Source organism: Thioclava sp. ISO4, assembly GCF_058105145.1.
Genome location: NZ_CM176571.1, coordinates 1,627,243 through 1,653,124, shown reverse-complemented (window position 1 = coordinate 1,653,124; position 25,882 = coordinate 1,627,243). Strand labels below are relative to the sequence as shown.

Sequence of the window (25,882 nt, the reverse complement as noted above, 5' to 3'; positions counted from 1 at the left end):
ACATGAACTGGCTGCACGACCATCCCGACGTTCGCACGATCCGCGTGGCGGCGGCCGATCTCAACGGGGTGGCACGCGGCAAGCGCCTGCCAGCCCGCTTCGCCGATAAGGTCTTCACCGAAGGGACGCGCTTTCCCTATTCGGTGATGAATCTCGACATCTGGGGCGAGGATGTCGAAGACAGCCCGCTCGTGTTCGAATCCGGCGATGCCGACGGGCTTCTGATGCCGACCGAGCGGGGCTTCCTGCCGATGCCGTGGCTCTCGGCGCCGACCGCGCTGCTGCCGATCTGGATGTTCCATATGGACGGCAAGCCCTATGCGGGCGATCCCCGGCAGGCGCTCGCGCGCGTGGTGGAGCGCTACAAGGCGCTGGGGCTGACCCCGGTGGTCGCGACAGAGCTGGAGTTCTTCTTGATCGACGACAGCGGCAAGACGCTGCGCGTGCCGCCCTCGCCGCGATCGGGCAAACGCCGCACCGGCGGCGAGGTCCTCTCGCTCCGCGCGCTCGACGCGTTCGACATCTTCTTCAGCCAGCTCTACGACGCCTGCGAGGCGATGGATATTCCCGCCGATACCGCGATCTCCGAAGCGGGTCCGGGGCAGTTCGAGATCAACCTTTCGCACCAGCCCGACCCGCTGAAGGCCGCCGATGACAGCTGGCTGTTCAAGATGCTGGTGAAAGGTCTGGCGCGCGCGCATGGCTTCGCCGCGTCCTTCATGGCCAAACCTTACGACGAATGGCCCGGAAACGGGATGCATATGCATTTCTCGGTGCTCGACGCCGAGGGCAACAACATCTTCAACGACGGCACGCCGCAAGGCTCGGACCAAATGCGCCACGCGGTCGCCGGGTGCCTCGCCGCGATGGCGGGCTCGGGCCTGATCTTCGCGCCGCATGAGAATAGCTATGACCGGCTCGTGCCCGACGCCCATGCGCCGACCGGCATCGCCTGGGCCTATGAGAACCGCACCGCGGCGCTGCGCATCCCGGCCTCGGGACCGCAGGCGCGCCGGATCGAGCATCGCGTGGCGGGCGGCGACGTGAACCCCTATCTGATGATCGCAGCGATTCTGGGGGCCGCCCTGATCGGGATCGAGGACAAGATGGAAGCGCCCGAGCCGATCAAGGGCAACGCCTATGCGCTCGACCTGCCGCAGATGCCCACCGACTGGGAAGCGGCGATCGACGCCTTCCAGAATTGCGAGATCATGCCGCGCATCTTCGACAAGGACTTGATCACCAATTTCGCCATGACCAAGCGGCAGGAGCTGCATTACATGGCCGAGCTGTCGGATCAGGAACAGACCGAGCTTTACCTGGATACCGTCTGAAGGGGGCGCTGCCCCCTCGGGCTTCGCCCTCACCCCCGGGATATTTCTCCCAAGGCGAAGGGACAGGCCGGGCGCAGGCAGAGGGGCAGCGCCCCTACCCGGCTGCCGCTTTCGCCTCGGCCCTTGGATAGAGCCGCGCCATCGTCAGGCCGCGCGTGGCGTTGAGGATCATCAGCCCCGCCCAGAGCCCGTGATTGCCGAAAAGCGGGATCAGCACAAAAAGCGCGGCCGTGTAGATCGCGACCGAGATCACCATCGCGTTGCGCATCTCACGAGTCAGGGTCGCGCCGATGAAAATGCCGTCGAGCATCCAGGCCGGCCCGCCGATCAGCGGCGCGGCGGCGATCCAGATCAGATAGTCGCGCGCCTCGATGCGGACATTCGGGGCGGTGGTCATCAGGTCGATGATCGCAGGGCCTGCGAGCAGGAAGACCGTGCCCAGCGCGAGCGCGCCGCCGATCCCCCATTGCGAGGACACGATGCTCGCCCGGCGCAGCCGTGCCGCGGAATGCGCGCCCACGGCCTGACCCACGAGGCTCTCGGCGGAGAAGGCGAACCCGTCCAGCGCGAAGGCGGTGATTTGCAGGAATTGCAGCAGCACCTGATTGGCCGCGAGGGTCACATCGCCATGCCCCGCGCCAAGGAAGAGGAAACTGGTGAAGCTCGCCTGCAGCAGGATCGAGCGCAGCATGATGTCGGTATTCACCCGCGCCATCGTTGCCAGTTTCACCCTGTCGAAGATCGCGCGCGCGCGCCACAAGCCGCCTGCGAAGGCCGCGCGACACAGCCACAGCGCCAGCACCACACCGCTGATCTCGGAGATCAGCGTCGCGCCCGCGACGCCTTGCACGCCCCAGCCAAGGCCCAGCACGAAGAGGAGGTCCAGCCCCACGTTCAGCGCGTTCATCGTCACTTGGAGCAAGAGGACACCGCGCGTGCGCTCCAGTGCGATCAGCCAACCGGTGAAGGCGTAAAGCGAGATGGTAAGCGGCGCGCCCCAGATGCGAATCTGCAGGTAGTCGCGGGCAAGGCGCTCGACCTCGTCGCTCGCGGGGGCGAGCTGGAACGCGGCCCAGAACAGCGGCAATTGCAGCACGATGAGGCTCAGCCCGGCGATGCCCGCAATGATCAGCGCGCGCATCAGCCCGGCGGAGACCTCGCCGGTATCGCCCGTGCCATGTGCCTGACTCACGAGCCCGGTCGTGCCCATCCGCAGGAAGCCGAAGATCCAGTAGAGCGAGGACAGGATCACCGCCCCGATCCCCACCGCCCCGATCGGCGCAGGCAGGCCGATCTGGCCGACGACGGCCGTGTCGACCGCGCCGAGGATCGGGATCGTGGCGTTCGAGAGGACGATGGGCAGCGCGATCTTCAGAACCCGCGCATGGGTGATCTCAGCCATTACTAGAGGGCAGATCCCGCGCGGGCATCAGGAAATGGCCGGTCGCTTGGGCAAAGATCCGGGTCCGGTTATCCTGCCACGCCTCGACATGGACGCTGGCGTAACGCCGCCCTGAGCGGTTGACGCGCGCCCGCGCATAGGCGTCGCGCGGCAGGCCGGAGCGCAGGTAATCCACGGTGAAATCAATCGTCTTGGGCAGCCGCGGCAGGCTCTCCGGCGTGAGCGCGTCGAAATCGATCCGCCCGGCCTCGATATCGTCCCACAGGTAAGACCAGCTGAGTTCGATGATCGCGGTAACCTCGAGAAAGGCCGCCGTCACCCCGCCATGAATCGCGGGCAGCATCGGGTTGCCGATCAGCTTGTCGTCATAGGACAGAACGCCGGTCAGCTCATCGCCGCGCCGGTCGAAACCGATGCCGAGGAACTGCGCGTAAGGAATGCCCTCGACGAGCATCTTGAGCGCGCCGTCGCGGCGCTGCTTGACCTGCTGGACGGGTTCGGGCTTGGGACGGTTCATGCTTGCCCCTCCGATTTGGTTTTTTCGGGGCGCGAGACGGTGAAGGCACCGGTGGCGGTCGCCACGGGACGCTCGGCATCCTCGTCATGGGTGGTGGCACGCACGAAGGCCACCGAGCGGGTGACGTGGTAGCATTCGGCCCGCGCGGTGATCCGCTGGCCGGGCGTCGCGGGCCGCATGTAATCGATGCGCAGATCGAGCGTCGCGGTGGAGGCTCCGGCCTGCGGATGGCTCATCACGGCGGCGCTTGCGCAGGTATCCATCAGCGCCGAGACCGCGCCACCATGGATCACGCCAGTGCGCGGATCGCCCACGAAGCGCGTGTCATAGGGCATCGACAGGGTCGCGCAGCCGGGGCGGATCTCGTCCAACTGCATCCCCAGCGCGCGGGAATGCGGGACCGCCTCGATGAACTGGCGGGCCTGTTCGAGTATCTTGTCGTTCTGGTCGCTCATGAAATCATCCCCGAATGTCTTGCGCGACTATCCCCGCTGGCCGACGGGGTTACAAGACCCGCGCCTCAGCCCTGACCCTGCGACACAAGGAAATAGCGCGCGATCCCGTAGAGGTAGAAACCGGTGAACATGATGTTGAGATATTTCAGCTGACGCTCGGTATGGAGCCACGCGTGATAGGCCCAGATCATGCAGAAAGGCAGGCTGAGAAAGAGATTGAGCGGGTACCAGTTCTGCACGATGGCGATGGTCGAGGCGATGCCGAGCCCCAGCGCGATCCATTTCATTTCTTGCTGATAAGCCGCAAGGCCACCTTCGCGCAGACGCAGTGCCGGACGCATGCCCGCTCCTTCTGACTGATACCAATGTCGGGGGTCGCGGCCCTTGGGGCCTGCGATGCGATTGATATGCCACAGGAAAGGCAATCCGTCCAGACGGGCGCGGATCTAGCGGCGCGCGGCGAAGAAATCCTTCAAAAGCGCCTCCGCCTCCGCCGCCCCGATACCGTCGTAGATTTCCGGCACGTGGTGGCTTTGCGGATGCGAGAAGACGCGCGGCCCCTGCGCGACGCCACCCGATTTCGGATCGGCCGCACCGTAATAAAGCCGCGCGATGCGGGCCTGCGAGATCGCCGAGGCGCACATCGGGCATGGCTCGAGCGTGACATAGAGATCATAGCCCGGAAGCCGCTCCGAGCCGATCTGCGCGCAGGCCTCGCGCATCGCGAGGATCTCCGCATGGGCGGTCGGATCGCCCAGCTCGCGGGTGCGGTTGCCAGCCGCGGCCACCACCCTACCGTCAGGGGAGACGACGACTGCGCCCACGGGCACCTCGCCGCGCTTGGCCGCCTCGCGCGCCTCTGCGAGCGCCTGTTGCATGAAAGACCGGAATTCCATGGCTCTTCATCGCTTGCAAATCCGCGCTTATCAAGACGCTTCCCACGCGCAGCAGAAAGGTGTAGATCGCGATCTTTCGCGCCCGAGCGACTCGCGCGCGCCCTCCCCTAGAAGGAACCGGACATGACCGACACTCCCGAAAATTCCGCCCCGAAATCCGCCGAAAAATCCGCTGCGAAAGAACGCGTCGCCAAGGTGATCGCGCGCTCGGGCGTGGCTTCGCGCCGCGACGCCGAGAAGATGATCCTCGCCGGCAAGGTCGCGGTGAACGGCAAGCAGATCGCCTCGCCCGCGCTCGACGTGGCGGCGTCCGACAAGATCACCATCGACGGTAAGCCCATCGACGCGCCGCAGGAAACGCGGCTGTGGCTCTATTACAAGCCGCTGGGGCTGGTCACGACCGAGAAGGACGAACAGGGCCGCCGCACGATCTTCGACGAGATGCCCGAGGGCATGCCGCGCGTGCTGAACGTGGGCCGTCTCGACCTCAACTCCGAAGGCCTGCTGCTCTTGACCAATGACGGCGGCCTCAAGCGCCGTCTGGAGCTGCCCGAGACCGGCTGGCTGCGCAAATACCGCGTCCGCGTGAATGGCCGCCCGACCGAGCAGAGCTTCGAGCCGCTGCGTCAGGGCATCACCATCGACGGCGAGGAATTCCTGCCGATGGAAGTCTCGCTCGACCGTCAGCAGGGCGCGAATGCGTGGCTGACCGTGGGCATCCGCGAGGGCCGCAACCGCGAGATTCGTCGCGCGATGACCGAGATCGGTTTCCAGGTGAACCGCCTGATCCGCATCAGCTATGGCCCATTCCGCCTGATCGACATGAAAGCGGGCGACGTGATGGAAGTGAAGCGCCGGATGCTGCGCGACCAGCTTGGCGGGTTGCTCGACGACAAGCCTGCAGGCGGCGAGGCGAAGCCCGAGCGCAAGGAGCGTGGGGATCGTCCGGAGCGCGGCGAGCGCAAGGATCGGGGCGACAAGCCGCGCTTCAAGCGTGATCGCGATGACGGCGGTCGTGATGAAAAGCCGCGTTTCCGCAAGGATCGTGACGAAGGCGGCCGTGAGGATCGTCCGCGCAAGCCGCGCACGGGCGGCTTCAAATCGCATCGTGACGAAGGCGAGCGCGGTGATCGTGGGCCGCGCTTCTCGAAGGACCGGGGCGACCGCCCGGATCGCGGACCGCGTGGCGACAAGCCGCGCTTCAACCGCGACCGCGACGAGGGTGGTCGCGACGACAAACCGCGCTTCCGCAAGGACCGCGAAGAGGGCGGGCGCGAGGATCGCCCGTTCCGCGACGGGCCGCGCAAGCCGCGCACCGGTGGGTTCAAGTCGCATCGCGATGAAGGCGAGCGCGGCGACCGGGGTCCGCGTTTCTCGAAAGATCGCGGTGACCGTCCGGATCGTGGGCCGCGTGGCGACAAGCCCAGCTTCAACCGCGACCGCGATGAACGCTCCTCGGGCGGGAAGTTCGGCGGCAAGCCCAGCGGGAAGTTCGGCGACAAGTCGCGCTTCAACCGGGACCGCGACGAAGGTGGCCGTGATGACCGTGGCGGCGACAAGCCCCGTTCGGGCGGTTTCAAATCGCATGGCGGAAAGCCGGGCGGCAAGCCGCGCTCGGGCGGGTTCAAGTCCCACGGCGACGCGCGCGGCGACCGGCCCGCACGCTCCGGCGGCTTCAAGTCGCATTCGGGTAAACCGGGCGGGAAACCCGGTGGCAAGCCCTTCGGTGGCAAGCCGCGCGGTGGCAATCGCGACTGACCGGCGAAAACGCGCTTTGAGAGAGGGGAAAACCGCCATGGTTTTCCCCTCTTCTTTTTCCTCGGCGAGTTTACGCGAATTTCACACCGTCTCTCTGGCATAGACCCGCCAGCCTGCTTATAAATTCCCCTGAGGACGTCGAAATTCGCGTCCGATGGCAGGGGCTGGCGATGTCGCGCGAGGCGCAAAAGAGAATCGCTTTCTGGCTGATGATCGCGCTGACGCTGTCGGTCGCGCTCACCGGGAGCGTGTGATGGCTCAACGCTATGGCGGAAAATACTCTCCCCAAGGCCCGACCAGCGGGCCCGACCTGCACGATCCCCGCAGCGTGCCGCCCCATCGTCGTCCCGATGCAAGACACCCCGAGGAAGGCCGTCCGTTCTGGATCGTGGCCGCCGCCCTGCCCTTCCTGCTGGGCGCCTTCGGCGAAGGCCCCTTCGCACTTGCCCGCGCGCTTGGCGCCTTCGCACTGATCGCAGGCGCCGCCTGGACGATCCGCGAGGGTCTGCGGGCCGAATTCGCCTATGTCGCGCGCAGCTCGGCCAAGCGCCCCGCCTTTCCGCGGAAGATTCTGGGCTCGGTCGCTTATGGTCTGGGTCTCGCACTGGGCGCGCAGGCCCCCGAACTGGGCGTGATCGGCGCGGCCGGGATCGGGGCTATCGGCACGGTTGTCTCACTTGTGGCCTTCGGTCTCGATCCGCTGAAAGACAAGGGGATGGAGGGCGTAGACGAGTTTCAGCAAGAGCGCGTCGCTCGCGTGGTCAAGGAAGGCGAGGCCTATCTGGCGGAGATGCGCAAGGCGATCGCGCCCTCGGGCGAGCGCGTTCTGATCGGCCGGGTCGAGCAATTCGCCACCACCGCGCGCGATCTGTTCCGTGCGGTCGAGGAAGACCCCGGCGATCTGGCGCAGGCGCGCCGCTACATGACCGTTTATCTGGAGGGCGCGCGCGACGCGACGATCAAGTTCGCCGATCTATGGCGCAACACACGCGATCACAAGGCACGCGACGATTACGCGGCGCTGCTCGATGATCTGGAGGCGAATTTCACCGCTCGCACCCGCAAGATGCTGGAAGATGGCCGCGAAGGGCTGGAGATCGAGATCGACGTGCTGCGCGACCGGCTGGCGCGCGAAGGGGTCGTGACGACGACCCGCGAGAATTGACGAAGCGTGAGTGGAAGAGTGACACCGGGAACTGCCCCGACAGGCGCAAGGAGGCCCTGAGATGACCGAGACGACCCGCCAAAAGGCAACCGAGCTGATGACCGAAGTGGAAGGCGTCAGCGGTTCGCTGCTGCCTGAGCCGGGCCCGGCAGAGGCGGTGACGCCGCTCGATCAGGCCCCGCCCGAGACCGCCGAGGAAATCCGCAAGCGCATGGCCGAGCTGGACATGGGCGACTCGAATTCGATCGTGCAGTTCGGCTCGCGCGCGCAGGTCGATCTGCAATCGATCAGCCAGGAGATGCTCTCGGGCGTCAAGAACAAGGATGTCGGCCCCGCCGGGGACAGCCTGCGCCAGATCGTCACCACGATCCGCGGCTTCTCGGTCTCGGAACTCGACGTGCGCCGCAAGCGGAGCTGGTGGGAAAAGCTGCTGGGCCGGGCCGCGCCGTTTGGCAACTTCATCGCCCGGTTCGAAGAGGTGCAGGGCCAGATCGACCGCGTCACCGACGAGTTGCTGAGCCACGAGCACAAGCTGCTCAAGGACATCAAATCGCTCGATATGCTCTACGACAAGACCCTGCATTTCTATGACGAGCTCGCGCTCTACATTGCTGCGGGCGAGGAAAAGCTGGCCCAGCTCGACCGGGAGGAAATCCCCGCGAAAGAGGCGGCGATGGAAGCCGCGTCCGAGGATCAGAAAGTGCTCAAGGCGCAGGAAATCCGCGACCTGCGCGCCGCCCGCGACGATCTGGAGCGACGGGTGCATGATCTGAAACTGACCCGTCAGGTGACGATGCAGTCGCTGCCCTCGATCCGGCTGGTGCAGGAGAACGACAAGAGCCTCGTGACCAAGATCAACTCGACGCTCGTGAACACCGTGCCGCTTTGGGAAACCCAGCTGGCGCAGGCCGTCACGATCCAGCGCTCGCGCGAGGCGGCGGGCGCCGTGCGCGAGGCCAACGATCTGACCAACGAGCTTCTGAAATCGAACGCCAAGAATCTGCGCGAAGCCAATGCCGAGATCCGCACCGAGATGGAGCGCGGCGTCTTCGACATCGAGGCGGTGAAGGCGGCCAATGCCGATCTGGTCGCCACGATCGAAGATTCCTTGCGGATCGCCGACGAGGGCAAGCGCAAGCGCGCCGCGGCAGAGCATGACTTGATCGAGATGGAAGACAAGCTGCGCGACACTCTGTCGGCGGCGAAATCCTCCGCGCAGGCCGGCGGGGCTGCGGGATGACACGGATGCGCGCGGCTTTACCGGTTCTTGCAGGGCTGGCGGTGCTGGCCCTTTCGGGCTGCATGCCGGGCTTGGGCGGCTCGCCGCTCGCACCGGATAAGACCGCGCGCCCGCCCAGCGCGCCGGCCGATCTCGATCGCTCGAACGCTACCAAGCAAAGCGCGCTCTCGCGGGAGATGTCGGCCTATTTCGCCAAGACCGCCGCCGAGATGGAAGCGCGCGGCCAGTTGCGCACCGATGTCGCGCCGCGCGATGCGCCGTTCAACCAGCGGCAACTGGTGCAGGACTTCATCCACATCGCGCTCTACGACGAATACGCGGCGCAGGGCGGCGGGTTCGTCGCGCGTCAGACCCCCTCGCGCCTGCGGCGCTGGGACAAGCCGGTGCGGATGGATATCGACTTCGGCGCCTCGATCCCCAAGGCCGACCGCGCCTCGGATATCGCGGAAGTGCGCGCCTATGCGGGCAAGCTCGCGCGCGCCTCGCGCCATCCGGTCAGCGTGGTGAACCGGGGCGGCAATTTCCACGTCCTGTTCCTCAACGAGGACGAGCGCCGTGCCATCGGCCCGCGCCTGCGCCAATTGGTGCCGGGGATCGATGACAGCTCGGTCGAGGCGATCACCAACCTGCCGCTCTCGACCTATTGCGTGGTCTTCGCCTTCTCGCAGGGCGATAGTCCGATCTATACCGATGCGGTCGCGGTGATCCGGGGCGAGCACCCACCCGAACTGCGCACCAGCTGCATCCATGAGGAACTGGCCCAGGGGCTCGGCCTCGCCAATGACTATCCGCGCGCGCGGCCCTCGATCTTCAACGATGACGAGGAATTCTCGCTGCTGACCAAGCATGACGAGTTGCTGCTGCAGATGCTTTACGACCCGCGCCTGACGCCCGGCATGACCGAACGCGAGGCCCGCCCGATCGTCACCACCATCGCCTCCGAATTGCTGGGCGGCGCAAGCTGAGAACCAAGAAGGAACCGCATCCATGGGCATTCTCGATTTCCTCTCCGGCGAATTCATCGACGTCATCGGCTGGACCGACGACACCCGCGACACGATGGTCTGGCGGTTCGAACGCGAGGGGCATGCGATCAAATACGGCGCCAAGCTGACCGTGCGCGAGGGGCAGGCCGCGATCTTCGTCCATGAGGGGCAGCTGGCCGATATCTTCGGGCCCGGGCTCTACATGCTCGAGACCAACAACCTGCCGATCCTGACCACGCTTCAGCACTGGGATCACGGGTTCAAATCGCCCTTCCAGTCCGAGATCTATTTCGTCAACACCACCCGGTTCAACGACCTCAAATGGGGCACGAAGAACCCGGTGATGGCGCGCGATCCGGAATTCGGCCCGGTGCGCATCCGCGCCTTCGGCACCTATTCGATGCGCGTCACCGATCCGGGCAAGTTCCTGACCGAGATCGTCGGCACCGATGGCGAATTCACCTCGGACGAGATCAGCTACCAGCTGCGCAACGTGATCGTGCAGGAGTTCTCGCGCGCCATTGCCAGCTCGGGCATCCCGGTCCTGGACATGGCCGCGAACACCGCCGACATGGGCAAGCTGATCACCAAGGCGATCGCGCCCACCATCGCGAATTACGGGCTGGAGCTGCCGGAATTCTACATCGAGAACGTCTCGCTCCCCGAAGCGGTGGAGGCGGTTCTCGACAAGCGCACCTCGATGGGGATCGTGGGCGATCTGAACAAATACATGCAATACAATGCCGCCGAGGCGATGGGCCAGCCGGGCTCGGGCGCCTCCGCCGGGATGGGCGCCGCGATGGGCGCGGGCATGGGCGCCGGGATGGGCATGGCGATGGGCCAGCAGATGGGGCCGTGGGGGCAGATGGCCCAGCAACCCGCCGCCGCCGCGCCGCCTCCTCCTCCCCCGCCGCCGGTCGAGAAGGTCTGGCATCTCGCGGTCAACGGCCAGACGCAGGGGCCCTTCGGGCGCGGGCATCTGGGGCGCATGGTCTCGGAAGGCTCGCTCACCCGCGACAGCCTCGTCTGGACGCCGGGTCAGAATGGCTGGATGCGCGCCGAGGACGTGACCGAACTGGCACAGCTCTTCACCATCGCGCCGCCGCCGCCCCCGCCTGCTGCGAGCTGATCCGATGCTGGGTTTCCCGAAAGTGGGGCGGAGCGCAGCTGCCGCCCCTGCCGACCCACGCGGCGAGAGCCACTATCACTGCGAAAGCTGCGGCGCCGATCTGCGGTTTGCGCCGGGCCAGACGCGGCTCGTCTGCGATCATTGCGGCCATGTGCAGGACATTCCCTCCGCCACCGGGCGCGGAGAGGCGCGCTTGCGCGAATTGCCGCTCGACGATGCGCTGACCCGCGAATTGCCCGCACAGGAGATGGAGGAGCACCGCACCGTCTCCTGCCCCAATTGTGGCGCCTCGATCGAGTTGCAAAACGGCGAGCACGCGACCGAATGCCCGTTCTGCGCGACGCCCGTGGTGGTCGATACCGGCACGACGCGGCTGATCAAGCCGCAAGGGGTGCTGCCCTTCCAGCTGACCGAGGATCAGGCGCGCGCGGCGCTCTCGAAATGGCTCGGCTCGCTCTGGTTCGCGCCCAACGGGCTGTCGCAATATGCCCGCAAGGGTCGCCGCATGACCGGCATCTACGCGCCCTTCTGGACCTTCGATGCCGCGACCCGCACGCGCTATTCCGGCCAGCGCGGCGACGCCTATTACGTTACGCGCACCGTACAGACCGACAAAGGCCCGCGCACCGAGCAGGTCCGGCGCATCCGCTGGACGCCGGTCTCGGGTCAGGTGGCGCGCGATTTCGACGATGTGGTGATCTACGCCGCGCGCTCGCTGCCGCCCGATTACGTGCAGGCGCTGCGCCCGTGGGATCTGACCGCGCTCGAACCCTACCAGCGCGACTATCTCGCGGGTTTCACCGCCGAGGGCTACACGGTTCAGCTGCAGGAAGGCCATCACGCCGCGCAGGCCGAGATGATCCGCGTCATCCAGACCGACATTCGCCGCGATATCGGCGGCGACGAGCAGCGGATCGGCGCGATGGACCCGCAGTTCTCGGCCGAGACCTTCAAGCATATCCTGCTGCCGATCTGGACCGCCGCCTACAAGTTCCGCGGCCGCTCCTACCGCTTCGTCGTGAACGCCCAGACGGGCCGCGTACGCGGGGATCGTCCGTGGTCGGCATGGAAGATCGCGCTGGCGGTGCTCGCTGCGGTGATCGTCGGGGGGACGCTCTTCTACCTGAAGAGCCGCTGAGCGGGTCAGCCTTTCGCGAGATCGTCCATCCCGAAGGCGATGCCCTGCGGGGCGAGCCATTCTGCGAAGCGCGCGATCTTCTCGTCGAGCGAACAGGTATTGGTTTGCCGCGCCATCTCGATGTCATAGGCGGCGCGAAGGTCCATCTGGCGTTCGGGGCTCAGCTCTTTCCAGCGCGTCATGTCGTCTCCTTGCAAAGCCGAAGTGGGTTTCCGATATATCTTGCAACCCAATGTAAAGGAGGGGTGACATGACCCAATCCTCCAAGACCTATCGTGTAACCTGCCTCGATTGCGGGCAGGCCAACCGCGTCCCCGCCGAGAAGCTGGGCGCGAATCCGAAATGCGGCACCTGCGGCGGCTGGCTCGTCTCGCACAAGGTGACCGAAGTCGATTTCAAGACGCTCGCCAAGGCCGAGAAGGACGATCTGCCGCTGCTGGTCGATTTTTGGGCGCCGTGGTGCGGCCCGTGCAAGGCGATGGCGCCGCAGTTCAACATGGCCGCCGAGAAGCTGACCCCGCATGTGCGGCTGGCGAAGATCAACACGCAGGTGAACCCCACCGCGACCCAGCGCTACCGGATTCAGGGCATCCCCGCCTTCATCCTGTTCGCCAAGGGCCGCGAGGTTGCCCGCGCCGCAGGGGCCCGCCCGGCAGGCGATCTGGTGAATTTCGTGAAGTCGAAAATCTCGGTGCCCGCATAACGCGGATCGGCAGAAAATTTCACGCGCGGCGCGGGTGGGCCGCTTGACAACGCCCGCGCCTTGCGCGAAATACCACGCCACGGTTCGGGGCCTTAGCTCAGCTGGGAGAGCGCGTCGTTCGCAATGACGAGGTCAGGGGTTCGATCCCCCTAGGCTCCACCAAACCGCTTCAAAAAGCGCCCGTTCTTCGGGCGCTTTTTGCGTTTCCGAACAATCTCAAATGCTTAGCGTGTAGCAATCCGCAATCCGCCCCGCGTTGTGGATGAACTATCCCCAGATTTCGTGGGGGCCACCCGGCTTATCCACCAGAAATTGCTTTACACAATAGCAACCTGCCTACACGATATCTTGTAGGGAAAGGCGGCTGCTACCGCCGTTCCTTGTAAAGCCGACAAGCCCTAGGGGAGCTGCACCCCGGGCATCTAAAAAGGCAGGGGGATACGAGCATGGCACTGAGCGAAGACTATCTGTACGCCGAAGAACTCCACCCGATCGACATCGTCGAGACGCTGGCCGAAGCCCATGAATGGGAATTCGACCGGGTCACCGACGACCAGATCGCGATGGCGGTCGAGGGTCAGTGGCGGACCTACTCGATCACCCTCGCCTGGTCGCCGATGGACGAAACGCTGCGGCTGATCTGCACCTTCGAGATGGACCCGCCGCCGGCCCGCGAAGGCGCGCTTTACGAGCTGCTCAACCGCATCAACGACCGGGTCTGGACCGGCGCTTTCACCTTCTGGCCCGATCAGCGGCTGATGGTCTGGCGGCACGGGCTGGTGCTCTCGGGCGGGCAGCTGCCCGGACCGGAGCAGATCGACCGTCTGATCGGCGCTGCTGTCGTGTCCTCGGAGCGGTTCTACCCGGCCTTCCAGCTGGCGACCTGGGGCGAGCGCGATCCTGAAGACGCGATGCAGGTCGCCATTGCGGAGGCCTACGGGCGCGCCTAATCTCCCCCCGAACCAAAAGGGGGAAGCATGAGCTTTGACAAGATTTCCGACCGCGGCCTCGTCATTCTGGGCTGCGGACGCATGGGCGGCGCGATCCTTCAGGGGCTGTTGAAGGGCGGTCTGCCCGCAGCCTCGGTCTGGGTGGTCGATCCGAATCCGTCCGATTGGCTGAAAGAGTCCGGCGTGAATCTCAACGCCGATCTGCCCGAGACTCCGGCTGTCGTGCTCGTCGCGGTGAAGCCGCAGATGATGGCCGACGCGCTGCCGCAACTCTCGGCCATGGCCGAGGGCGATACGCTGTTCGTGACCGTCGCCGCCGGGATCACCATCGAGGGCTACGAGAAGATGCTGGGCAAGCAGGCGCGGCTGGTGCGCGCGATGCCCAACACACCTGCCGCGATCGGCCGGGGCGTGACTGCGATCGTCGGCAATCCGAACGCGACGAGCGACGATCTGGACACGGCGGATGCGCTGATGACCGGCGTCGGTCAGGTCGTGCGACTCGACGATGAAGAACAGATGAACGCCGTGATCGGCGTCTCCGGCTCGGGCCCGGCTTACGTCTTCCACCTGATCGAGGTGATGGCGGCGGCAGGCGAGGCCGAGGGGCTCGATCCCGATCTGGCGCTGCGGCTCGCCAAGGCGACCGTGGGCGGTGCGGGGCAATTGGCCGAGGATAGCGACGAGACGCCGTCCAAGCTGCGCGAGAACGTTACCTCGCCCGGCGGGACGACGGCTGCGGCGCTGGAGGTTCTGATGGACCCCGAGACCGGCATGCCGCCCCTGATGCGCAAAGCGGTCGCCGCGAATATCGCGCGCAACCGGGAGCTGGGGAAATGACCATCTCCTTCGACGACTTCATGAAGGTCGACATTCGCTGCGGCCGGATCACCGAGGCCGAGCCCTTCCCCGAGGCGCGCAAGCCCGCGATCAAGCTCTGGGTCGATTACGGCCCGGAGATCGGCGTGAAGAAAAGCTCCGCCCAGATCACGGTGCATTACGCGCCCGAGGAACTGGTCGGCAAGCTGGTCTTCGGCGTGGTCAACTTTCCGCCGCGCCAGATCGGGCCGTTCATGTCCGAGGCGCTGGTCTTGGGCGTGCCGGATGAGGCGGGCGAGGTCGTGCTGCTGACACCCGACAAGGACGTGCCGATCGGCGGGAGGATGTTCTGATGAAGCTTCTCGTGACCCGCAAGCTGACCGACGAAGTCGAGGCCCGTGTGGCGAAGGAATTCGACGTGACCTTCCGCAACGGGGCCGCGCCGATGACCGAGGAGGAAACCCGCGCGGCGCTGGCCGAGTATGACGCGCTTCTCGTCACGCTTGGCGACAAGGTGACCGCAGCGGCCTTCGAGGGCAGCCCGCGCGCGAAGATCGTGGCGAATTTCGGGGTGGGCTATAACCATATCGACGTGGCTGCTGCCGAGGCGAAGGGCATCACGGTGACCAACACGCCCGGCGCGGTGACCGATGCCACTGCCGATATCGCGATGATGCTGATCCTGATGAGCGCACGGCGGGCCTCGGCGGGCGAGCGGTTCGTGCGGCGCGGCGAGTGGACCGGCTGGACGCCGACGCAATTCCTTGGCCAGCATGTCTCGGGCAAGAAGGTCGGCATCATCGGTCTGGGCCGCATCGGCACGGCGATTGCGAAACGCTGCCATTTCGGCTTCGGCATGGAGGTGGCTTACACCAAGCGCACCCCCGTCGATCCGGGCTTCCCCGCCACGCATCTGAGCCAGGACGAGTTGCTCGCGACTTCCGATTTCGTGGTGATCGCGGTGCCCGCCAGCCCCGCCACGCATCACCTGATCGGCGCGGCGGAGATCGCGAAGATGCAGCCGCATGCGCATCTGATCAACATCGCGCGCGGCGATATCGTCGACGAGGCGGCACTGGTGGCCGCGATGCAGGGCAATGTGATCGCGGGCGCGGGCCTCGACGTCTATGAGCGCGAGCCGGAGGTCCCCGAAGCCCTGCGCGCGCTGGATAACGTCACGTTGCTTCCGCATCTGGGCACCGCCGCTCTTGAGGTGCGTGACGACATGGGCCACATGGCGGTCGACAATCTCATCGCCTTTCGTGACGGCAACACGCCGCCCAATCGCGTGTCGTCTTGACCTTTCACCTCCTTGGCGGGAGGCTCTGCCAAGGAGGATCCGATGCATCAAGCCGTCATTACCGGGACCGGGGTCTATACGCCGGAACACGTCATCACGAATGCCGAACTGGTCGAGGCGTTCAACGCCTATGCCGATCTGTTCAATGCCGAGAACGCAGAGGCCATCGCCGCGGGCGAGATCGAGGCCAAGCCGCATAGCTCGGTCGAGTTCATCGAGAAAGCCTCCGGGATCGAGCAGCGCTACGTGATGGACAAGGAAGGCGTGCTGGACCCCACGCGCATGTATCCGCGCCTGCGCCAACGCTCGGATGACGAGCCGGGCATCATGGCAGAGATCGCGCTCGATGCCTGCAACAAGGCGCTGGAGACGGCCGGGCGTAAAGGCGAGGACATCGACCTCGTGATCTGCGCCGCTTCGAATATGGAGCGCGCCTACCCTGCCGTCGCGATCGAAATCCAGAAACTTCTGGGCGCGGGCGGCTTCGCGTTCGATATGAACGTCGCCTGTTCCTCGGCCACTTTCGGCATTCAGGCCGCCGCCGACATGATCCGCACCGGCTCCGTGCGCCGCGCGCTGGTCGTGAACCCCGAGATCACCTCGGGCCACCTCGAATGGCGCGACCGCGATTGCCATTTCATCTTCGGCGACGTGGCGACCGCGACGCTGATCGAACGGCGCGAGGATGCGCCGCATGGCTTCCTGATCCGCTCCACCCGCTGCGCGACGGAGTTTTCCAACAACATCCGCAATAACTATGGCTTCCTGCGCCGCACCCGGCCCGATGGCGTGGCCGACCGCCGCGACATGCAGTTCATGCAGGAGGGTCGGAAGGTCTTCAAGGAAGTGATGCCGATGGTGGCCCAGCACATCCTCGGCCATCTCGCCGACGCGGAGGTGAAGCCCGAGGATCTGCACCGTCTCTGGCTGCATCAGGCCAACAAGACGATGAACGACTTCGTGGGCAAGAAGGTCTTGGGTCGCGATCCCGAGCCGGGCGAGCAGCCCAATATCCTGCAGGATTACGCCAACACGTCCTCCGCCGGGTCGATCATCGCGTTTTCGAAATATTCCGACGATTTCAAACCGGGCGAGATCGGGCTGATCTGTTCCTTCGGGGCGGGCTATTCGGTGGGCTCAGTCGTTCTTGAGAAGATCTGAGGCTTACGCCTCGCCCATCGCTTTGCGCCAGTGACGGCGGCAGAGGCTGACATAGGTCTCGTTGCCGCCGATCTGCACCTGATCGCCATCGCGCAGCGCCTGTCCGTCCGGGCCCATCCGCACAACCATCGTGGCCTTCTTGCCGCAATGGCAGATCGTGCGCACTTCGCGCATCTCGTCGGCCAGCGCCAGCAGCGCGGCCGAGCCGGGGAACAGCTTGCCCTGAAAATCCACCCGCAGCCCGTAGCACATCACCGGCACACGCAGATCGTCCACCGCGCGGGCGATCTGCCAGACCTGCGTCTCGGTCAGGAACTGCGCCTCGTCCACGAAGATGCAGGCACAGGGGCCATCCGCCAGCCGCGCCTCGATCAGCGCGAACATGTCGGTCTCTTCGGAAAAACAGGCCGCCTCCGCACCGATGCCGATCCGGCTCGCGATGCGCCCGTCGCCTGCGCGATTGTCGAGCCGCGCGGTCACGAGGAAGGTCTCCATGCCGCGTTCGATATAGTTGTGGGAGGCTTGCAAGAGGATCGTGCTCTTGCCCGCGTTCATCGTGGAATAATGGAAGTAGAGCTTGGCCATGGCCTGCAATAGCCCGCGATTTTCAGGGGAGCAAGACTGCCCCCGCGACGCTCAGGGGCGGTCGGCGCTGTCCATCCAGATCGTGACCGGCCCGTCATTCAGAAGCGCTACTTTCATATCCGCACCGAACTCCCCGGTCTGCACCGGCAGGCCCAGCGTTTCGAGGTGCCGGGCGAAATGCTGATACAGCCGCTCGCCGTCTTCGGGCGGGGCGGCTGCGGAAAAACCGGGGCGGTTGCCGCGCGAGGTGTCAGCCGCCAGCGTGAACTGGCTGACCACCAGACAGGCGCCGCCGATGTCACCCACCGCGCGGTTCATCTTGCCCGCCTCATCCTTGAAGATGCGCAGTTTCGAGACCCGCTCGGCCAGTTTCTCAGCGACTTTCTCGTCATCGCCCTGCATCGCGCAGCACAGGATCAGAAGGCCCGGCCCGATCTCGGAGATGCGCTTGCCGTCGACGGTGACCGAGGCCTCGGAGACCCGCTGGATCAGCGCCCTCATGCCAGTTCGTCCGCCCAGGGCGGGTTGGCCCCTGCCCGGCTGACGACCACCGCAGCGGCGGCCACGCCCAGTTTCAGGCAGTCCGAAATCAGCCCTTCCTCGGCGCGTGCGAGCGCGCCTTTGTCGAGCGCCTCGGCGCGGTCCAGCGCGGCCAGAACGCCCGCATTGAACGTATCGCCTGCGCCGACCGTGTCGATGACCTCGACCTTGCGCGCGGGCACGAAGACCTCGCAATGTTTCGAGAAGCCATGCGCGCCGGTCGCGCCTTCGGTGACGAAGACCAGCTTCGGCCCTTTCGCCAGCAGCCCGCGCGCGAGATCGGCAATGGCGCCCGGTCCTTCGATCCAGCGCAGATCCTCGTCCGAGACCTTCACGATATCGGCGACAGTGAACATCCGTTCCAGCCGCGCGCGATAGGCCGCCTCATCGCCGATGAAACCGGGGCGGATATTCGGGTCGATCATGGTGACGCGGCTCTCGGCCTCGCGCAGCATCAGCGCCTCATAGGCCGCGCCGCAGGGCTCGACCGGCAGCGAGATGCCGCCGAAGAACATGGCCTTCACCTCTGCCGGGATCTCGGGCATGTCCTCGATCTTCAGCATCCGGCCTGCGGTGTTCTCGTCGTAGAACGCGTAGCTCGCATGGCCATCGGTGAGCGTGACGAAGGCCAGCGTCGTGGGCCGGTTCGAGCGCACCGCAAGCCCCGCATCGACGCCGCTATCGGAGAGCGAGCGGATCAGCATCTGGCCGAACAGGTCTTCGGACAGCCCCGACAGGAACCCCGAGCGCGCACCGAGCCGCCCCAGCGCAATTGCGGTATTGAACACCGCACCGCCCGGATAGGGCGCAAACGCCGCTTCGCCTTGCGCGCTCTCGCGCGGGAGCATGTCGATCAGGGCTTCGCCACAACTCAGGATCATCGGGGGCCTCCTCATTCCGATACCGCTAACACCTGCTACACGCGAAGCGGTGTCCGGGCAATCCCCGCAGGGATCACGCTGCGGTCGGCCCGCCCTTGTCACCGCCACCGCCGCGCCGGTTGCGCCCTTCGATGAGCCAAGCGCCCACGGTCAGCAGGGCCGCCAGGATCAGCCAGGCCCAGGCGGGCAGCAGCGGCTGCACCCGGATATCGGTGGTGGCCGTGGCACCACGCGGCGTGATCCCGATCCAGCCGCGCCCCGATGTCGGGCGGCCCGCGCGCACTTCGCGGATGGCGGGCACCCCGTCCTCGAGCCGCGTCACGCCGCCGTTCGACGCCTCGACGACGGCGGAGAGGGGATCGCCGCTGGCGATCGTCTGCTCGAACTCGCGCGGGCTGGCCGGCCCCATCGCCACGACCCGCTCCAGATCGCCGTCCTTGAGGCGGTAGAGCCCCGCCTCGGGCGCGGTCCAGCGCGCGGTGAAGCGGCCCGGCGCGGTCTCGGTCAGCGGCACCTGCTCGGTCGAGCCATCGGGCAGCGTCACGGTCACCGGCGGCGCGCTATCCTCCATCGTGCGGCGGATGATCCGCATCGAGAGCGCGCCGGGATCGATCTCGGCATAGAGCGCCTCTTCCTCCAGCTCGGGCTCTTTCATCTCCCAATGCGCGATCCGGCGCAGCAATTCGAGCTGCGGCCCGCCGCCGTCATAGCCGCGATCCCAGAGCCACGCCTGATCCGAGGCCAGCAGCGCCACGCGCCCCTCGCCTTCACGCGAGAGCACCAGAAGCGGCTTGCCCTCGGCGCCGGACATCACGACCTCGCCGGTGGGGTTCGTCAGTTCGATCTGGCGCAGCCAATGACCCCAATGCGGACCGTCCTTTTCGGCGGCTGTATCCTGCTCGCCCTCGGGCGCGGGCGCCCCTTCGAGCCCGGCGGTCACCGGATGGCGCAGACCCAGATCGGTCGGGCGCGGCAGGAAGCTTTCCGACATCACCCGGCCCGTGGGGCGCGCGGGCATGATATCGCCAAGGCTCGTCTGATAGAGGCTCTCGACGGTCGCGAATTCCGGGCCGGCGGCCACGAGGATCGCCCCGCCGCGCTCGACGTAATCCTTGATGTTGTCGAAATAGGCAGACGGCAGGATGCCCCGCGCGCCGTAGCGGTCGAAGATGATCAGGTCGAACTCGTCGATCTTGTCGACGAACAGTTCCTGCGTCGGGAAGGCGATGAGCGACAGTTCCGTCACCGGCACGCCGTCCTGCTTTTCGGGCGGGCGCAGGATGGTGAAATGCACGAGATCCACCCCCGCATCCGATTTCAGCAGGTTCCGCCACGTCCGCTCGCCCGCATGAGGCTGGCCGGACACCAAGAGCACCCGCAGCCGGTCACGCACGCCGTTGATCTGCACGGTCGCCACATTGTTGCGGTCGGTCAGTTCGCCCTCGGTCGGCGACAGCGTGAACTGCACCACGTTCTGCCCGCCATGGGTCAGCGTCAGCGGCAGCTCCAGATCGCGGTCGGTGCGCACCGTGTAGCTTTTCGGATCCTTGCCGTCGATCGAGATGGTCAGATCGGCGGTGCCGCCCGCGCTTGCGGGCACGTTGCCCATATCCTCGACCTTGAGGCGGATATCGGTCTGCTCGCCGATGATGCCGAAAGAGGGCGCAGTCTCGATCAGGATACGCCGGTCCCAGTCGCTGCGCTTGCCGGTCAGCAGCACCTGCAGCGGCGCGGGCAGATCGGGGGCGAGCTGCGCATCATGGGCCTGCCCGTCGGTGACCATCAGCGCACCCGCGACCCGCGCGCGCGGCTCTGCGGCGAGCGCCTCGGCCAGGGTCGAGCCCAGTTCGGTGCCCGCATTGTCGACCCCGTCCGGAACGGTGATCCGGCGCGTCTCGACATTGGGCATCGCGTCGAGCTGTGCCTGCAGACGCGTCAGGGCGGTATCGGTCTGCGCGACACGATCCGAGAGTTTCTGCGATGCGGAGCGGTCGTCGATCAACAGCACGATATTGGACAGCGGCGCGGTCTGTTCGCGCTGCAAGGAGGGCTGCGCGATGGCCGCCAGCAGCACCAGTGCCGCCAGCGCCCGCAGCGCCCAGCCTTTCAGCCCGCGCCACAGCGCCAGCGCCAGCAGCACGACAGCCACCACGCCTGCGCCCGCGATCACAGGCCACGGCAGAAGCGGTGCGAAGATGATCGACATCCCGTTCATTGCCCCAGCCTTTCGAGAAGCGCAGGAACATGGACCTGATCGGATTTATAGTTGCCGGTCAGCACATGCATGATCAGATTCACCCCGAAGCGATCCGCAATCTCGCGCTGACGCTCGCCGGTGCGGCCACGACCCACCGGGAACATCGGCATCCCGCGATCGTCGACGGCCCAGGCCGAGGCCCAGTCATTGCCGCCGATTACCACCGGCGTCACCCCGTCATTGAGGTTGCGAAACGGCATCCCCTCGGCGCGTTCGGCATCGGCGGGCGGGGCCTCGACCCAGATCGTGCCGTCATAGCGGCCGGGGAAATCCTGCAGCAGGTAGAAGGTCCGGGTCAGCACGTGATCGTCCGGGATCGGCGCGAGCGGCGGAATATCCAAGGGGGCTGCCAGCGCCTGAAGGCGTTTGCCTGCGGGCGTGGCCTCGCCGAAGCCCGCGATATCGGCGTCGCGCGTGTCGAACAGGATCATGCCGCCGCCGCGCAGATACCGGTTGAGCTTGGCATATTCCATCGGGCTCGGCGCAGGCTGATCTGCGGTGATCGGCCAGTAGATGAAGGTGAAGACGGCCAGACCGTCGTTCTTGAGGTCGACCATCATCGGCGCGGAGGGCTCGACCGTGGTGCGACGATTGAGGACCTGCGACAGCCCCTTCAGCCCCGCCATGGACACCCGGTCCACCTCGGCATCGCCGGTGGGCATCGCGGCCAGAACCACGTTGGACGCAGCCTCGATCGCGCGGGCCGGATCCATATCCTCGGCATGGGCTTGCGGCGGTGCGAAGCTGGCGAGGATCAGGGCGGCTCCGAAAGCGGCGGCCTTCATCGCGCGCGGCCCCCAAAGCTTGCCCGACAGCGCCAGCGTCGCGAGGATATCGATCAGCAGTGCCGCCAGCGCCGCGCCCAGCAGCCAGCCTTTCAGCGGCATTTCGCGTTGCTCGAAGGCCCCTTCGACGGGGACATTGGCAGGCCAGCTGGCCGGGGAGAGCGTCGCGCCGCGTGGCAGAGCGTTCAGCGCGACCGAGCGATCCTCGGCGGTGTAGATACCCGGGCGCAGCTTCGGCCCCGGCTCGGCCTTGGCCAGTTCCTCGCCCGGAACGCCCGCCGCCGCACCCGCGTCCTGCAGCCGCCCGAACCCGTCGAGCAGCTTCTGCGGCACCCAGGTCTGGCCCGCGAGATCGGCCTCTTCGGGCGCGGCTGGCCGGGCCGAGACCGCGAGCCGCTCCAACATCTGCGGGAACAGAAGCGACAGCGGCAGGGTCGACCATTCGGCATTGGCGGTGACATGGAACAGCACGACCGCCCCCTGCCCCATCTTGGCGCGGGTCACCAGCGGCGTGCCATCGGTCAGCGCAGCGATGGTGTGTTCGGAGAGGTCCGGCGTCGGCTCGGCCATCACCTGCGCCTTCACGGTCACGTCGTCGGGCACTTGCAGCCCGGCGAAGGGCGAGTTCTCCGGGAAGGGCGCCAGCGCGCGCGGATCGCCCCAGCTCATCGTGCCGCCAAGCGAGCGGCCGCCCGCGCGCAGCTGCACCGGCAAAAGCGTATCGGCATCGAGATCGGCATTGGCCATGCGGGGGCCTGCGAAACGGATCAGAAGCCCGCCCTTCTCGACCCAGTCGTGCAGTTTCGATTGCTCGGGCAGATCCGCCATATCGGCGAGGATGATCACATCCGGATCGGCGGTCAGCACATCGGCCAGCGTGCCCTCGATCAGGTCCGCCGTGGGGGCGAGCGCCTGATGCAGGTAATGGGTGGGCGAGAGCAGTTCCAGCCCCTCGCGATCGCGCGCACCCGACAGGATCGCGACCTTGCGGCGCTTCACCGCGTCGTCGGTCAGGCTGACTGCGCCCGCCGAGCGCATGCCGGTGATCTCGATCCGGGTGATGCGGTTGCGCAGCTCGGGCGGCAGATCGAAGCGCAGCTCGGTCTCGCGCGAGTCGGTGAATTGCAGCGGTTGGCTGGCCAGTTCCCGCTCGATCCCCGCCGGGTCGCGCCCGACCGCCGCGACATCGCGCGGACTGGGCGGGATGGTTGAGGCGAGCGCCGGCACGACGAGCGCGCCATCCTCGATCCGGGCCGCCCCCAGCGCCAAGACCGGCAATTGCGGCTGCCAGACCTTGACCGGACCGCGCGCCTCCAGCGCGTTCAGAACCCCGGCGCGGCTGTCGCGGGCCAAGCCGTCCGACAGCCAGAGCGTCTCGAAATTCCCCTCGGGCAGATTGGCGGCGTCGAAGCTCTGCGGGGCCCAGGGCTGCGGCTGGATACCGGGCAGCGACTGGATCAGCGCGCCCGCATCCGTGAAACTCACCTGCGCGGGCGGCGGATCGGCGAGGGAGATCACCGCTGCGGGACGTCCCGCCTGTTGCGCATCCTTCAGCGCCGACGTCATCCGCTCCACCCGGCGCGGCCAGTCGCGCGCGGAGGCCCAGCTCCCGTCGGCCACGATCAGGAGCGGCCCGGTTCCGGGCACGGCCCGCTGCGGGTTCAGGACCGGCCCGGCAAATCCGATGATCGCGGCGGCCAGCGCCAGAAGACGCAGCGCCAGCAGCCACCACGGCGTGCGTGCGGCCTGCACTTCCTCGTCCTTGAGGCCCAAGAGCAGCGCGACGCCCGGAAAGCGCCTGCGGATCGGCGCGGGCGGCACCGCGCGCAGGATCAGCCAGATGATCGGCAAGGCAGCGAGCCCCAGCAAAAGCCAGGGCGCGGTGAAGCCGATGGGGCCGAGCATCCACATCAGCGCCCCCTCTCGAGCGCGGAGTAAAGCCACAGCAGCGCAGCCTGCGCCGGATCGCCCGTGTGATGGGTCGAGAATTGCCAGCCCGCGCTGCGCGCCAGCCGGGCGAGCTGATCGCGCCGCGCGGCCAGCCGGTCGAGATAGCGCGAACGCAGATCGCCCGCCTTGCGCGTTTCATGGACCAGCGAGCCGGTCATCGACTGGAAGATCGTGCGCCCGTCATAGGGGAAGGCCTCTTCGTCGGGGTCGAGCACCTGCATCATAACGCCCGACACACCACGATCGGCCAGACGACCCAGCGCGGCTTCGATCGGGCCGAGATCGCCGAAGAAATCCGACAGCAGCACGACGCGCGACTGCGGCGTGACGCCTGCGATTTCGGGTGCGCCATAATCCTGCCCCCCCGCCTCGCGCGACAGAAGGCCTGCAAGCTCCATCAGCTGCGCGCGCCCTGGACGTGGCGGTGCGAGCGGGCCTGTCAGCCCGACGCGTTCGCCGCCGCGCACCATCAGCACCGCAAGCGCGAGGCCCAGAACACGGGCGCGCTCTGATTTCGTGGCGCGCGCATTGCGCCCGCTCTCGGCCCCGGTGAAGCGCATCGAGGCCGCGTCATCGACCCAGAGATGGACCGATTGCGCCAGCTGCCATTCCCGCTGGCGCACATATTGGCTGTCCGAGCGCGCCGAGCGCCGCCAATCGACGAAGCGCAGTTCGTCGCCCGCATGGGCGGGTCGGTATTGCCAGAATTCCTCACCCGATCCCGCGCGCCTGCGGCCATGCGCGCCCATCTGGACGGTCGCCGCCAGATGCTCCGCCGCGACCAGCAGCGGGGGCAGCGCAGAGGCCGCCCCTTCCGCCTCTCGGCGCAGGCTCAGCGCGGGGGCCTGCCCCGGCGCTGCGGTATCGGAGGTTACGCTCAAGCGGCGGCACCGGCGGCGCGCGGCCCGGTGACCTCTGCCACGGCGCGGTCGATCAGATCGCCCAAAGTCTCGCCACGGGCGCGGGCCGCGAAGCTCAGCGCCATGCGGTGGATCAGCACCGGGCGGGCCATCGCCTGCACGTCTTCCAGCGTCGGCGCGAGGCGGCCATTGATCAACGCACGCGCCCGTACGGTCAGCATCAGCGCCTGCGCGGCGCGCGGCCCCGGCCCCCAGGCCAGCGCATCGCGGATGAAGTCGGGTGCCTCGGCCTCGCGCGGGCGGCACAGCCGCACCAGATCGAGGATCGCGTCGACGACTTTCTCGCCCACGGGCATCTGGCGCACGATCCCCTGCGCCTCGATCAGCTCGGCCGGGGTGAAGACGGTATGCGCGCCTTCCGCCGCGACGCCGGTGGTCGCTAGCAGGATCGAGCGCTCGGTCTCGCGATCCGGGTAGTCAACGTCGATCTGCACGAGGAAACGGTCGAGCTGGGCTTCGGGCAGCGGATAGGTGCCCTCCTGCTCGATCGGGTTCTGCGTGGCGAGAACGTGGAAGGGCGGGCCAAGCGGACGATGCTCGCCCGCGATGGTGACCTCGCGCTCCTGCATCGCCTGCAAGAGCGCGGACTGGGTCCGGGGCGAGGCGCGGTTGATCTCGTCCGCCATCAGCAGCTGGCAGAAGACCGGACCTTCGAGGAAGCGGAACGCGCGGCTGCCATCGGGCGCGGCTTCCAGAACTTCGGAGCCCAGAATATCGGCGGGCATCAGGTCGGGCGTGAACTGGATGCGGTTCGAGCCCAGCCCCATCACGGTGGACAGCGTCTCGACCAGAAGCGTCTTGCCAAGCCCCGGCAGACCGACCAGAAGCGCATGCCCCCCGGAGAGCATCGCGGCCAGAACCAGCTCCACCACCTGGTCCTGCCCGATGAATCGCCGGTCGATCGACGCGCGCGCCTGTGCGAGCTTGCCGCCAAGTCGTTCGATATCTTCCATCAGCTTTTCGGGCTCGGCCATGACATTCTCCCCGTTGATGCCTATCTTTCCCAGCAAA

General features: G+C 66.8%; 26 protein-coding genes and 1 tRNA gene. 14 read left to right on the top strand and 13 right to left on the bottom strand.

Features of this window, described 5'->3' with window-relative positions; translation table 11 throughout:
• The first annotated feature begins 2 nt into the window (after positions 1-2).
• Positions 3-1,334, top strand: a complete 1,332-nt coding sequence (locus AC2TZ7_RS08360; RefSeq protein WP_489866560.1) for a glutamine synthetase family protein — start codon at positions 3-5, stop codon at positions 1,332-1,334.
• 94 nt (positions 1,335-1,428) lie between these two features.
• On the opposite strand, the gene AC2TZ7_RS08355 is transcribed toward AC2TZ7_RS08360, so the two are convergent.
• The 5 genes from AC2TZ7_RS08355 to AC2TZ7_RS08335 form a co-directional block, all read right to left on the bottom strand.
• On the bottom strand, positions 1,429-2,736 hold the full coding sequence (locus tag AC2TZ7_RS08355) for an MATE family efflux transporter (RefSeq protein WP_489866559.1): 1,308 nt from the start codon (positions 2,734-2,736) through the stop codon (positions 1,429-1,431).
• Positions 2,729-3,253, bottom strand: a complete 525-nt coding sequence (locus tag AC2TZ7_RS08350) for a PaaI family thioesterase (RefSeq protein ID WP_489866558.1) — start codon at positions 3,251-3,253, stop codon at positions 2,729-2,731. Before AC2TZ7_RS08350 ends, AC2TZ7_RS08355 begins: the two co-directional genes overlap by 8 nt.
• Positions 3,250-3,708, bottom strand: coding sequence for a PaaI family thioesterase (locus AC2TZ7_RS08345; protein WP_489866557.1), 459 nt, complete (start codon positions 3,706-3,708; stop codon positions 3,250-3,252). The genes AC2TZ7_RS08350 and AC2TZ7_RS08345 overlap by 4 nt, the downstream gene beginning before the upstream one ends.
• Positions 3,709-3,773: 65 nt before the next feature.
• Complete coding sequence (locus AC2TZ7_RS08340) at positions 3,774-4,049, bottom strand: peptidase (protein ID WP_489866556.1); 276 nt, start codon at positions 4,047-4,049, stop codon at positions 3,774-3,776.
• A gap of 105 nt (positions 4,050-4,154) precedes the next feature.
• On the bottom strand, positions 4,155-4,604 hold the full coding sequence (locus AC2TZ7_RS08335) for a nucleoside deaminase (protein ID WP_078599482.1): 450 nt from the start codon (positions 4,602-4,604) through the stop codon (positions 4,155-4,157).
• 123 nt (positions 4,605-4,727) lie between these two features.
• On the opposite strand from AC2TZ7_RS08335, the gene AC2TZ7_RS08330 reads away from it, so the two are divergent.
• The 6 genes from AC2TZ7_RS08330 (at position 4,728) to AC2TZ7_RS08305 (ending at position 12,020) form a co-directional block, all read left to right on the top strand.
• Positions 4,728-6,362, top strand: a complete 1,635-nt coding sequence (locus AC2TZ7_RS08330) for a pseudouridine synthase (RefSeq protein ID WP_489866555.1) — start codon at positions 4,728-4,730, stop codon at positions 6,360-6,362.
• Positions 6,363-6,615: 253 nt separating this feature from the next.
• Positions 6,616-7,527, top strand: coding sequence for a 5-bromo-4-chloroindolyl phosphate hydrolysis family protein (locus AC2TZ7_RS08325; protein ID WP_489866554.1), 912 nt, complete (start codon positions 6,616-6,618; stop codon positions 7,525-7,527).
• A gap of 61 nt (positions 7,528-7,588) precedes the next feature.
• Entirely contained in the window at positions 7,589-8,767 is a 1,179-nt protein-coding gene (locus tag AC2TZ7_RS08320) for a toxic anion resistance protein (RefSeq protein ID WP_489866553.1), read from the top strand.
• Between the two features lie 5 nt (positions 8,768-8,772).
• A complete protein-coding gene (locus tag AC2TZ7_RS08315; protein WP_489866552.1) occupies positions 8,773-9,732 on the top strand; it encodes a DUF2927 domain-containing protein in 960 nt (319 codons plus the stop codon).
• 22 nt (positions 9,733-9,754) lie between these two features.
• Entirely contained in the window at positions 9,755-10,882 is a 1,128-nt protein-coding gene (locus tag AC2TZ7_RS08310; RefSeq protein ID WP_489866551.1) for an SPFH domain-containing protein, read from the top strand.
• A 4-nt stretch (positions 10,883-10,886) separates the two neighbouring features.
• A complete protein-coding gene (locus AC2TZ7_RS08305) occupies positions 10,887-12,020 on the top strand; it encodes a TFIIB-type zinc ribbon-containing protein (RefSeq protein ID WP_489866550.1) in 1,134 nt (377 codons plus the stop codon).
• 5 nt (positions 12,021-12,025) lie between these two features.
• On the opposite strand, the gene AC2TZ7_RS08300 is transcribed toward AC2TZ7_RS08305, so the two are convergent.
• Positions 12,026-12,202, bottom strand: a complete 177-nt coding sequence (locus AC2TZ7_RS08300; RefSeq protein ID WP_158522074.1) for a hypothetical protein — start codon at positions 12,200-12,202, stop codon at positions 12,026-12,028.
• A gap of 68 nt (positions 12,203-12,270) precedes the next feature.
• Between AC2TZ7_RS08300 and AC2TZ7_RS08295 the strand changes: the two genes are divergently transcribed.
• The 7 genes from AC2TZ7_RS08295 (at position 12,271) to AC2TZ7_RS08265 (ending at position 16,953) form a co-directional block, all read left to right on the top strand.
• Positions 12,271-12,723, top strand: a complete 453-nt coding sequence (locus AC2TZ7_RS08295) for a thioredoxin domain-containing protein (protein WP_078569482.1) — start codon at positions 12,271-12,273, stop codon at positions 12,721-12,723.
• A gap of 86 nt (positions 12,724-12,809) precedes the next feature.
• Positions 12,810-12,885, top strand: a tRNA-Ala gene (locus AC2TZ7_RS08290).
• Positions 12,886-13,169: 284 nt separating this feature from the next.
• Positions 13,170-13,673 (top strand): type III secretion system chaperone family protein, encoded by a 504-nt coding sequence (locus AC2TZ7_RS08285; RefSeq protein ID WP_078519694.1) that lies wholly within the window; start codon positions 13,170-13,172, stop codon positions 13,671-13,673.
• 27 nt (positions 13,674-13,700) lie between these two features.
• Positions 13,701-14,513: a pyrroline-5-carboxylate reductase gene (gene proC / locus AC2TZ7_RS08280; RefSeq protein ID WP_489866549.1), complete on the top strand. Its 813-nt coding sequence runs from the start codon at positions 13,701-13,703 to the stop codon at positions 14,511-14,513.
• Positions 14,510-14,845 (top strand): tRNA-binding protein, encoded by a 336-nt coding sequence (locus AC2TZ7_RS08275; protein ID WP_078519696.1) that lies wholly within the window; start codon positions 14,510-14,512, stop codon positions 14,843-14,845. Before proC ends, AC2TZ7_RS08275 begins: the two co-directional genes overlap by 4 nt.
• Positions 14,845-15,792, top strand: coding sequence for a 2-hydroxyacid dehydrogenase (locus tag AC2TZ7_RS08270; protein WP_489866548.1), 948 nt, complete (start codon positions 14,845-14,847; stop codon positions 15,790-15,792). Before AC2TZ7_RS08275 ends, AC2TZ7_RS08270 begins: the two co-directional genes overlap by 1 nt.
• 42 nt (positions 15,793-15,834) lie before the next feature.
• A complete protein-coding gene (locus AC2TZ7_RS08265; RefSeq protein ID WP_489866547.1) occupies positions 15,835-16,953 on the top strand; it encodes a beta-ketoacyl-ACP synthase III in 1,119 nt (372 codons plus the stop codon).
• 3 nt (positions 16,954-16,956) lie between these two features.
• On the opposite strand, the gene AC2TZ7_RS08260 is transcribed toward AC2TZ7_RS08265, so the two are convergent.
• The 7 genes from AC2TZ7_RS08260 to AC2TZ7_RS08230 all read right to left on the bottom strand — a co-directional run bounded on the left by AC2TZ7_RS08260 (position 16,957) and on the right by AC2TZ7_RS08230 (position 25,845).
• Positions 16,957-17,538 carry a thymidine kinase gene (locus AC2TZ7_RS08260; RefSeq protein WP_078519699.1) on the bottom strand — a complete coding sequence of 194 codons (582 nt, stop codon included), beginning with the start codon at positions 17,536-17,538 and terminating at the stop codon, positions 16,957-16,959.
• A gap of 51 nt (positions 17,539-17,589) precedes the next feature.
• Entirely contained in the window at positions 17,590-18,039 is a 450-nt protein-coding gene (gene dtd / locus AC2TZ7_RS08255; protein ID WP_489866546.1) for a D-aminoacyl-tRNA deacylase, read from the bottom strand.
• A complete protein-coding gene (locus AC2TZ7_RS08250) occupies positions 18,036-18,959 on the bottom strand; it encodes a carbohydrate kinase family protein (RefSeq protein ID WP_489866545.1) in 924 nt (307 codons plus the stop codon). Before AC2TZ7_RS08250 ends, dtd begins: the two co-directional genes overlap by 4 nt.
• Before the next feature lie 73 nt (positions 18,960-19,032).
• The gene (locus tag AC2TZ7_RS08245) at positions 19,033-21,174 is read right to left on the bottom strand and encodes a hypothetical protein (RefSeq protein WP_489866544.1); all 2,142 of its coding nucleotides are present in this window, start codon (positions 21,172-21,174) and stop codon (positions 19,033-19,035) included.
• Positions 21,171-23,912, bottom strand: coding sequence for a DUF4159 domain-containing protein (locus AC2TZ7_RS08240; RefSeq protein ID WP_489866543.1), 2,742 nt, complete (start codon positions 23,910-23,912; stop codon positions 21,171-21,173). Before AC2TZ7_RS08240 ends, AC2TZ7_RS08245 begins: the two co-directional genes overlap by 4 nt.
• Positions 23,912-24,832 carry a DUF58 domain-containing protein gene (locus AC2TZ7_RS08235; protein WP_489866542.1) on the bottom strand — a complete coding sequence of 307 codons (921 nt, stop codon included), beginning with the start codon at positions 24,830-24,832 and terminating at the stop codon, positions 23,912-23,914. The genes AC2TZ7_RS08240 and AC2TZ7_RS08235 overlap by 1 nt, the downstream gene beginning before the upstream one ends.
• Positions 24,829-25,845 carry an AAA family ATPase gene (locus AC2TZ7_RS08230; RefSeq protein WP_489866541.1) on the bottom strand — a complete coding sequence of 339 codons (1,017 nt, stop codon included), beginning with the start codon at positions 25,843-25,845 and terminating at the stop codon, positions 24,829-24,831. The genes AC2TZ7_RS08235 and AC2TZ7_RS08230 overlap by 4 nt, the downstream gene beginning before the upstream one ends.
• Positions 25,846-25,882: the final 37 nt, after the last annotated feature.